The organism is Mesorhizobium sp. M1A.F.Ca.ET.072.01.1.1 (assembly GCF_004023325.1).
Taxonomy (GTDB): Bacteria; Pseudomonadota; Alphaproteobacteria; order Rhizobiales; family Rhizobiaceae; genus Mesorhizobium.
Map to the genome: position 1 here is coordinate 1 of NZ_RZSF01000292.1, position 8,591 is coordinate 8,591.

Genomic DNA, 8,591 nt, shown 5'->3' on the forward strand with positions numbered 1-8,591 from the left:
GACGTGGTCGGCGCGGCTGGCGGCGGCACGCGCCTTCTCGCTCGGCCAGCCGTCGCGCGGATTGACCAGGCGCAGCTCCGAAAGGCCGAAATTCGCCATGGCGCGCGCGACCATGCCGATATTCTCGCCGAGCTGCGGCTCGACAAGGATGATCGCCGGTCCGGCGGTCTTGGCGGTGTCGTTTGCGGCTGGCATGGCTCTCCGTACATGGGGTTTGCGGCGTTTCGGCGTCCCCTGCCACATCCGGGCCTGAAAATGAAGCATTCACAAGCGCGACACTGGTCTGCGATCGGCTGATCGCGGTTTGCGCGCTCAAAAAGGCTTTGATATACGCTGCCCAACCTCGGCCGAAGCCACGGGCAAGGCCGTTCAGATCCCCAGCAACGAGGCATTTTTTCCATGGCGAAGATCAAGGTGGCGAACCCGGTCGTCGAGCTCGACGGCGACGAGATGACCCGCATCATCTGGCAGTTCATCAAGGACAAGCTGATCCACCCCTATCTCGACATCAAGCTGGACTATTTCGATCTAGGGATCGAGAACCGGGACGCCACCAATGACCAGGTGACCGTCGACTCGGCCAACGCAATCAAGAAATACGGCGTCGGCGTGAAATGCGCGACGATCACGCCCGACGAGCAGCGCGTCGAGGAATTCAAGCTGAAGAAAATGTGGAAGTCGCCCAACGGCACCATCCGCAACATCCTCGGCGGCACCATCTTTCGCGAGCCGATCATCATGAAGAACGTGCCGCGCCTGGTGCCCGGCTGGACCAAGCCGATCGTCGTCGGCCGTCACGCCTTCGGCGACCAGTATCGCGCCACCGACTTCCGCTTCCCGGGCAAGGGCAAGCTGACAATCAAGTTCGTCGGCGAGGACGGCAAGGTGATCGAGCATGACGTCTTCGAGGCGCCCGGCGCCGGCGTCGCCATGGCCATGTACAATCTCGACGAGTCGATCCGTGAATTCGCTCGCGCCTCGCTGAACTATGGCCTGCTGCGCAACTTCCCGGTCTATCTCTCGACCAAGAATACCATTCTCAAAGCCTATGACGGGCGCTTCAAGGACATCTTCCAGGAAGTCTACGAAAAGGAATTCGAGGCCGAGTTCAAGGCGAGAAAACTCTGGTACGAGCACCGCCTGATCGACGACATGGTGGCTTCCAGCCTGAAATGGTCGGGCGGCTATGTCTGGGCCTGCAAGAATTATGACGGCGACGTGCAATCCGACACGGTGGCGCAAGGCTTCGGCTCGCTCGGCCTGATGACCTCGGTGCTGATGACGCCGGACGGCAAGACCGTGGAAGCGGAAGCCGCCCACGGCACCGTCACCCGCCACTACCGCCAGCATCAGAAGGGCGAGGAAACCTCGACCAACTCGATCGCCTCGATCTTCGCCTGGACGCGTGGCTTGGCCCACCGCGCCAAGCTCGACGGCAATGCCGAGCTCAAGCGCTTTGCCGAGACGCTGGAAAAGGTCTGCATCCAGACCGTCGAGGGCGGCTTCATGACCAAGGACCTGTCGCTGCTGATCGGCCCCGACCAGCCCTGGCTGTCGACCACCGGCTTTCTCGACAAGATCGACGAGAACCTGCAGAAGGCGATGGGGTAAGAAGTGCCGAGTCTTGTTGCCAGCGAAAGGGTCCGCCTTTGCGCTGGCAACAATGCCGACCTCTGCCAGGCTATTTTCAAGGTGCACGGGCTAAGCGACCGGAGGAGCTGCTCCGTCTGGTCCAGCGACGAGCAAGCACCTCTTTACTACCCCAATGCCGCCACGTTGGATGCCGATGACGTACCGATCCAACTTGCAGAAATAACCAGACTGAGATCTGTTCTTGCCGCCAGCTTTTCGGTCAAGGATGGGTTCTGCCGTCTGGATCTCCGACCGCTCGGGTTCAGCCAACTCTTCGAAGCAAGCTGGATCTGGATGGACCTAAGTCGTCCAACGACGACCCCCTCCGGTTGGGAACGCGTTCGGGACGCAGCCAGCTTGGAGATGTGGGAACTTGCCTGGACGGGTGGCGCAGGTCGCTCCAGCGGCGGTCTCTTTCCGACTGCAGTTCTGGCCGACCCCGCCATCGCCATCCTTGGCCGACGGACGGCCGACGGCTTCACCGCCGGCTGCATAGCCAATAGATCCGAGCTCGTGATCGGGTTGTCAAATGTCTTTGCCACGGATGGCAATCCGACCTATCGAGACGCTGTGCGAGCCGCAGCCAATACGTTTGCTGAAAGTCGCGCGCTAGTCGGGTATGAACGCGGCGGCGGGCTGGATGACGCACTGACCTGCGGCTTTCAGACCACCGGCACGCTGCGCGTCTGGATACGGGACAGCCAAGGCAAAGAGGAATGAAGTGGCAAAGCCTCTTCTCTACGGCGCCCACTACAGCGTCTATGTCCGCATCGCGCGAATGGCGCTGGAGGAAAAGGGCGTCGATTACGAGCTCGTCCCTCTCGACATCTTCGCGGCCGAAGGCATTCCGCCCTGGTATCTGGAGCATCATCCGTTCGCCCGCATTCCGGCCTTCGAGCATGACGGTTTTCGGCTCTTCGAGACCGGTGCGATTGCACGCTACATCGACGAGGCCTTCGCCGGTCCGGCCCTGCAGCCCAGCGATACGCGCTGTCGGGCGCGGATGAACCAGATCATCGGCATGCTCGATGCCTACGCTTACCGGGCCATGGTCTGGAATGTCGCCGTCGAGCGGCTGGAAAAGGCGGCGCCGGACGAAACCTTGATCGCGCGGGGGATTTCGCAGGCGGAGACGGTGCTGCGGACGCTTGTTTCATTGAGCACCCCGGGCCCCTGGCTGCTCGGCAATCAGTTGACCCTGGCCGACCTGCACGCGGCGTCGATTATCGGCTATTTCCTCAAGGTCGCCGAAGGGCGAAAGCTGCTTGTGCGGTTTCCAGAAATCCGGGATTGGTATGGGCGCGTTGCCGTTCGCCCGAGCTTTGCGCGAACCGAGAAAGCCGCCTGATTCGAGTGAACGTCCTCGATGCCGGCGTGCCCCTCATTGCCCTGCCGGGCATTTCTCCCCGTAAACGGGCCTAAATGGGGAGAAAGAGGCTGGGCGCGACGCCGGCGATTGGCGAAAATCGCGGTGACAGCGCCCTTCTCCCCGTTCGACGGGGAGAAGATGGCGGCTGCCAGATGAGGGGCAGCGCTACCCTCGGAGAAGGTGGAACTGGCTTAAATTGGCCCTGTAGCTGGCTTACGCGGCTTCGAGCGCGGCCTTTACCGCCGCGATGGCGTCGTCCGCCTTGGAGGCGTCGGGGCCGCCGGCTTGCGCCATATCGGGACGCCCGCCGCCGCCCTGCCCGCCAAGCGCGGCGGACGCAACACGGACGAGATCGACAGCGCTGAAGCGGCCGGTCAGGTCGTCGGTGACGCCGACCACCACGCTCGCCTTGTTGTCCTCGCCGGCACCGATAAAGACGACCACGCCGGAGCCCAGCGTCTTCTTACCGGCATCCGCAAGCGGCTTCAGGTCCTTCGGCGCGACACCGCTGACCGCTTTGCCGAGGAAGCCGACACCCGCAACTGTCTCGTTGGTGGCCGGAGCATCGGCAACGGCCGCGCCGCCGCCAAGGGCCAGTTTCTTGCGCGCCTCGGTGAGCTCTTTCTCGAGTTTCTTGCGCTCCTCGAGCAAAGTCTCGACACGCGCCGGAACGTCGGCCGGCGAGATCCTCAAGGTCGCCGCGGCTGCCTTCAGGCGCTTGTCCTGCTCGTCGAGATGCCTGCGCGCCGCCTCGCCGGTCAGCGCCTCGATGCGGCGCACGCCGGCGGCGACCGCGCTGTCCGACAGGATGCGCACAAGGCCGATATCGCCGGTCGACCTGACATGCGTGCCGCCGCAGAGCTCGACCGAATAGGGACGGTTGGCCTTGGCGCCGTGCAGGCCGGTGCCCATCGAAACGACGCGCACCTCGTCGCCGTATTTCTCGCCGAACAGCGCCATCGCGCCCTCGGCAATAGCATCGTCCACCGACATCAGCCGCGTCGTCACCGGACTGTTCTGCACAACGATCTCGTTGGCCATGCGCTCGACATCCTCGATCTCCTCGGCCGAGATCGGCTTGTTGTGCGAGATGTCGAAGCGGAGGCGATCAGGCGCGACCAGCGAACCCTTCTGCGCGACATGGGTGCCCAGCACCTCACGCAGCGCCTCGTGGATGAGATGCGTCGCGGAGTGATTGGCGCGCAGCTTCGAACGGCGCGCGTGATCGACCTTTAGCTCCACGGCAGCGCCGGTCTTGATCGTACCGCGCGTCACCTTGCCCAAATGCACGAAGAGCCCGTCGGCCTTCTTTTGCGTGTCGGTGACCTCGATCGAGAAGCCGTCGCCGGACATCATGCCGGTATCGCCCATCTGGCCACCGGATTCGCCATAGAACGGCGTCTGGTTGACGACGACGGCAACCGCGTCGCCCTGCCCGGCGCTGTCGACGATCTTGCCATCCTTGACCAAGGCCTGGATCAGGCCTTCCGCCTCTTCCGTCTCGTAACCGAGGAAATCGGTGGCGCCGGTCTGCTCGCGCACCGGGAACCAGACCGTCTCGGTCGCCGCTTCGCCCGACCCCGCCCAGTGCGCGCGCGCTTCCGCCTTCTGCCGCTCCATCGCAGCGGTGAAGCCGGCAAGATCGACCGAGATGTCGCGTTGGCGCAGCGCATCCTGCGTCAGGTCGAGCGGGAAGCCATAGGTGTCGTAGAGTTTGAAGGCCGTCTCGCCATCCAGCATGTCGCCGGCGTGCAGCTGTTCCGTCGCCTCCGAAAGCAGGCCGAGACCGCGGACCAGCGTCTTGCGGAAGCGCGTCTCCTCGAGCTTCAGCGTCTCTGTGATCAGCGCTTCGCCACGCACCAGTTCCGGATAGGCCTGGCCCATCTCGCGCACCAGCGCGGGCACCAGCTTCCACATCAGCGGCTCCTTGGCGCCGAGCAGCTGCGCGTGGCGCATGGCGCGACGCATGATGCGACGCAGCACATAGCCGCGGCCTTCATTGGAGGGCAGCACGCCGTCGGCCACCAGGAAGGATGACGAGCGCAAATGATCCGCGATCACGCGGAAGGATGCTGCGTTCTCCTGGTTGTGACCGTGCCCGAGCGCCGAGCATGCCGCATCGATCAGATGCCGGAACAGGTCGGTCTCAAAGACGCTCTCCACTCCCTGAAGGATCGAAGCCATGCGCTCCAGGCCCATACCGGTATCGATCGAGGGGCGCGGCAGGTCGATGCGCTCGTCTTTCGTCACCTGCTCATATTGCATGAACACCAGGTTCCAGAATTCGAGGAACCGGTCGCCGTCCTCCTCCGGGCTGCCGGGCGGACCGCCCCAGATATGCTCGCCGCGATCGATGAATATCTCCGAGCACGGACCACAGGGACCGGTGTCGCCCATCGCCCAGAAATTGTCAGAGGTCGGAATGCGGATGATGCGGTCGTCCGAGAAGCCGGCGATCTTCTTCCAGTAACCGGCCGCCTCGTCGTCGGTGTGATAGACGGTGACCAGAAGCTTGTCCTTCGGCAGGCCGAATTCCTTGGTGATCAGGTTCCAGGCAAGCTCGATAGCGCGCTCCTTGAAATAATCGCCGAACGAGAAATTGCCGAGCATCTCGAAGAAGGTGAGATGGCGCGCGGTGTAGCCGACATTGTCGAGATCGTTGTGCTTGCCGCCGGCGCGCACGCTCTTCTGCGCGGTCGCGGCGCGCGAATAGGACCGCTTCTCCAGGCCGGTGAACACGTTCTTGAACTGCACCATGCCGGCGTTGGTGAACATCAGCGTCGGATCGTTGCGCGGCACCAGCGGGCTGGAGGCGACGATCTCATGACCCTCCTTGCGGAAGTAGTCGAGGAATGTCGACCGGATCTCGTTCACGCCACTCATGGATACTGCCTTTTCGCGAAAACCGCCGGCCAGGCCGGCGGCAAATGGGCTTTCGTGTGTCAGAAGATAGATTGGCCTTTTAGCCGTAGCTCTTGACCCTGTCCAGAAACACGGAACCAAGGCCAATCCTCCGGCTGGGCGGCCTGTGCCCTCGCCCCCAAACGCAAACCGCCGGCACGAAGGCCGGCGGTTCGAACGCAGTACTAGGGAACTCTTTAGATAATGGATCCGGATTATGGCCGAACTCCGGCAGTGCCTACATCGCGCCAGCCTCGTCCTCGAAGCTGTCGTCACCACCGCCTTCGGAGCCGCCGTTCTCGAGGAATTTTTCGGCGATCAGCCCGGCATTCTGCCTCAGCGCCAGCTCGATCTCGCGCGCCGTGTCCGGATTGTCGCGCAGGAAAAGCTTGGCGTTCTCACGGCCCTGACCGAGACGCTGCGAATTGTAGGAAAACCAAGCGCCCGACTTCTCGACCACGCCGGCCTTGACCCCAAGATCGACGAGCTCGCCGGTCTTCGACACGCCCTCGCCATACATGATGTCGAACTCGACCACCTTGAAGGGCGGAGCCAGCTTGTTCTTCACCACCTTGACGCGGGTCTGGTTGCCGACCACTTCGTCGCGATCCTTGACCGAGCCGATGCGGCGGATGTCGAGGCGCACCGAGGCGTAGAATTTCAGCGCGTTGCCGCCGGTCGTGGTTTCCGGCGAGCCGAACATGACGCCGATCTTCATACGGATCTGGTTGATGAAGATGACCATGGTGTTGGAGCGCGAGATCGATGCCGTCAGCTTGCGCAGCGCCTGGCTCATCAGGCGGGCCTGCAGGCCGGGCAGCGCATCGCCCATCTCGCCCTCGATTTCGGCGCGCGGCGTCAGTGCCGCCACCGAATCGACCACCAGAACGTCGATGGCGCCGGAGCGCACCAGCGTGTCGCAGATCTCCAGCGCCTGCTCACCCGTGTCGGGCTGCGAGATCAGAAGGTTTTCGAGATCGACGCCGAGCTTGCGGGCATAGACCGGATCGAGCGCGTGCTCGGCATCGACGAAGGCGCAGATACCACCCTTCTTCTGGGCTTCCGCAACCGTGTGCAGCGCCAGCGTCGTCTTGCCCGAGCTTTCCGGCCCGTAGATTTCGATGATGCGGCCGCGCGGCAGCCCGCCAACGCCGAGCGCGATGTCCAGCCCGAGCGATCCCGTCGGCACGGTTTCGATCTCGACCACCTGCTCATTGGCGCCGAGCCGCATGATCGAGCCCTTGCCGAAAGCGCGCTCGATTTGCGACAGCGCCGCATCCAGAGCCTTTGATTTGTCCACTGCCTTATCCTCTACAAGCCGCAAACTATTCTGAGCCATGATACATCACCCCTTGGTCGTCAATGAAGGCCGGACAATCCGTGATCCCTGCCGGTTTGTACCTTTTTTGTTCTCATCTGGCAAGAGGCAACAAATGACTGGAAAACAAACAATATCTGGATTTGTTCTATTTTTGTCTCACTAGAGATGGCGCGAACCAGTGCTGCTGATCCAAGCGAGATCTCGTTATCCGGGCGGCCCGAATCGCGACCCGATTGCGGGGCGATGCGCGGAAACCTAGTGTGCGCACGCAAACAATCAACGAGGTCACCTCCGCGGCATGCCGACATCCCCAAATATCCTGGCGCTGGGCGGCGCCCATATCGACCGGCGCGGCCAGGTCTCGGGCCCTTACGTGCCCGCCGCATCCAATCCCGGCATCATGCGCGAGGATGTCGGCGGCGGCGTCTTCAACGCGCTGCGCAGCATTGTGAAGCGCGGCGTCTCGGCCTCGCTGCTTTCGGTGCGCGGCGGCGATGCGGCGGGTGAGACCGTCGCATCGGCGATCGACGAGGCCGGCATCGCCGACCTTTCGGCGGTGTTCCTCGACCGCACGACGCCGAGCTACACTGCGCTGATCGACAGCGAGGGGGAACTGATCGTCGGCTTTGCCGACATGGGCCTTTACGACCTCGCCTTCCCCAAGCAGATCCGCCGCGCCAAGGTGCGCGAGGCGATCGCCGAGGCAGACGCGATCCTCTGCGACGCGAACCTGCCGACGGCGGCCCTCGAGCGCCTGGTTGCGCAAGCCGGCGACAGACCGGTTTTCGCCATCGCCGTCTCGCCAGCCAAGGTGGTGCGGCTAGCGCCGCTGCTCGGCAATCTTTCGCTGCTGTTCATGAACCGCCGAGAGGCGGCGGCGCTGGCTGGTGCGGATATCTCCGGCCGCGATCTTGTCGGGGAACTCAGGCGACTGGGCTTGACGGCAGGCGTGATCACGGCTGGCAGTGCTCCGGTGCTCGGCTTCGACCAATCGGGCGTCTTCGCCATCGACCCGCCCGCCCCGCGACGAGTTGCCGACGTGACCGGCGCCGGCGACGCCCTGACCGGAGCCACGGTTGCCGCGCTGCTGCGCGGGCTCCCTTTGCGGAGGGCACTGCGCGAAGGTGTTGCCGCAGCGATGCTCGCCATTGAGAGCGCCGAGGCGGTACCGTCTTTCACCGCCGGCAGTTTTGGCCAGGCGCTTGCCCTTGTGCACGAGGCGCGGGTGGTGGCATAGGGCCACAAACTATCTTGCCGGAGTTTTCTCCGGAGTGGAGAACGGACATGACGCCCGAAACCGCCCGCCCCTTCATCGACATTCATCCGCCAGTGGCGGAGGCGCTTGCCGCCGGACGGCCTGTGGTGGCG

Annotated in this window: 7 protein-coding genes; 4 read left to right on the forward strand and 3 right to left on the reverse strand. The window is 63.6% G+C overall.

Annotation, left to right across the window (positions count from 1 at the left end; genetic code table 11):
• A partial coding sequence (locus EOA32_RS28930) for a TrmH family RNA methyltransferase (protein WP_145971376.1) occupies positions 1–195 on the reverse strand: 195 nt, incomplete at its 3' end.
• A gap of 204 nt (positions 196–399) precedes the next feature.
• Here EOA32_RS28930 and EOA32_RS28935 point away from each other — a divergent pair.
• From EOA32_RS28935 to EOA32_RS28945, 3 genes are read left to right on the forward strand one after another with little or no spacing between them, the layout of a single operon-like run.
• Complete coding sequence (locus EOA32_RS28935; RefSeq protein ID WP_128373535.1) at positions 400–1,611, forward strand: NADP-dependent isocitrate dehydrogenase; 1,212 nt, start codon at positions 400–402, stop codon at positions 1,609–1,611.
• A gap of 3 nt (positions 1,612–1,614) precedes the next feature.
• The gene (locus EOA32_RS28940) at positions 1,615–2,352 is read left to right on the forward strand and encodes a hypothetical protein (protein ID WP_128373536.1); all 738 of its coding nucleotides are present in this window, start codon (positions 1,615–1,617) and stop codon (positions 2,350–2,352) included.
• Position 2,353: 1 nt separating this feature from the next.
• Positions 2,354–2,980: a glutathione S-transferase family protein gene (locus tag EOA32_RS28945; protein ID WP_128373537.1), complete on the forward strand. Its 627-nt coding sequence runs from the start codon at positions 2,354–2,356 to the stop codon at positions 2,978–2,980.
• Between the two features lie 234 nt (positions 2,981–3,214).
• Here EOA32_RS28945 and alaS read toward each other — a convergent pair whose 3' ends face one another.
• Both alaS and recA read right to left on the reverse strand, forming a co-directional pair.
• Positions 3,215–5,884 (reverse strand): alanine--tRNA ligase, encoded by a 2,670-nt coding sequence (gene alaS / locus EOA32_RS28950; RefSeq protein WP_128373538.1) that lies wholly within the window; start codon positions 5,882–5,884, stop codon positions 3,215–3,217.
• Positions 5,885–6,140: 256 nt separating this feature from the next.
• On the reverse strand, positions 6,141–7,241 hold the full coding sequence (gene recA / locus EOA32_RS28955) for a recombinase RecA (protein ID WP_067328293.1): 1,101 nt from the start codon (positions 7,239–7,241) through the stop codon (positions 6,141–6,143).
• A gap of 280 nt (positions 7,242–7,521) precedes the next feature.
• On the opposite strand from recA, the gene EOA32_RS28960 reads away from it, so the two are divergent.
• Complete coding sequence (locus tag EOA32_RS28960; RefSeq protein ID WP_066995110.1) at positions 7,522–8,460, forward strand: carbohydrate kinase family protein; 939 nt, start codon at positions 7,522–7,524, stop codon at positions 8,458–8,460.
• Positions 8,461–8,591 lie beyond the last annotated feature (131 nt).

Excerpts from the sequence above, each read along its gene's own strand:
- alaS (WP_128373538.1), bottom strand. The coding sequence starts at position 5,884 with ATGAGTGGCGTGAACGAGATCCGGTCGACATTCCTCGACTACTTCCGC.
- recA (WP_067328293.1), bottom strand. The coding sequence starts at position 7,241 with ATGGCTCAGAATAGTTTGCGGCTTGTAGAGGATAAGGCAGTGGACAAA.
- EOA32_RS28935 (WP_128373535.1), top strand. The coding sequence starts at position 400 with ATGGCGAAGATCAAGGTGGCGAACCCGGTCGTCGAGCTCGACGGCGAC.
- EOA32_RS28960 (WP_066995110.1), top strand. The coding sequence starts at position 7,522 with ATGCCGACATCCCCAAATATCCTGGCGCTGGGCGGCGCCCATATCGAC.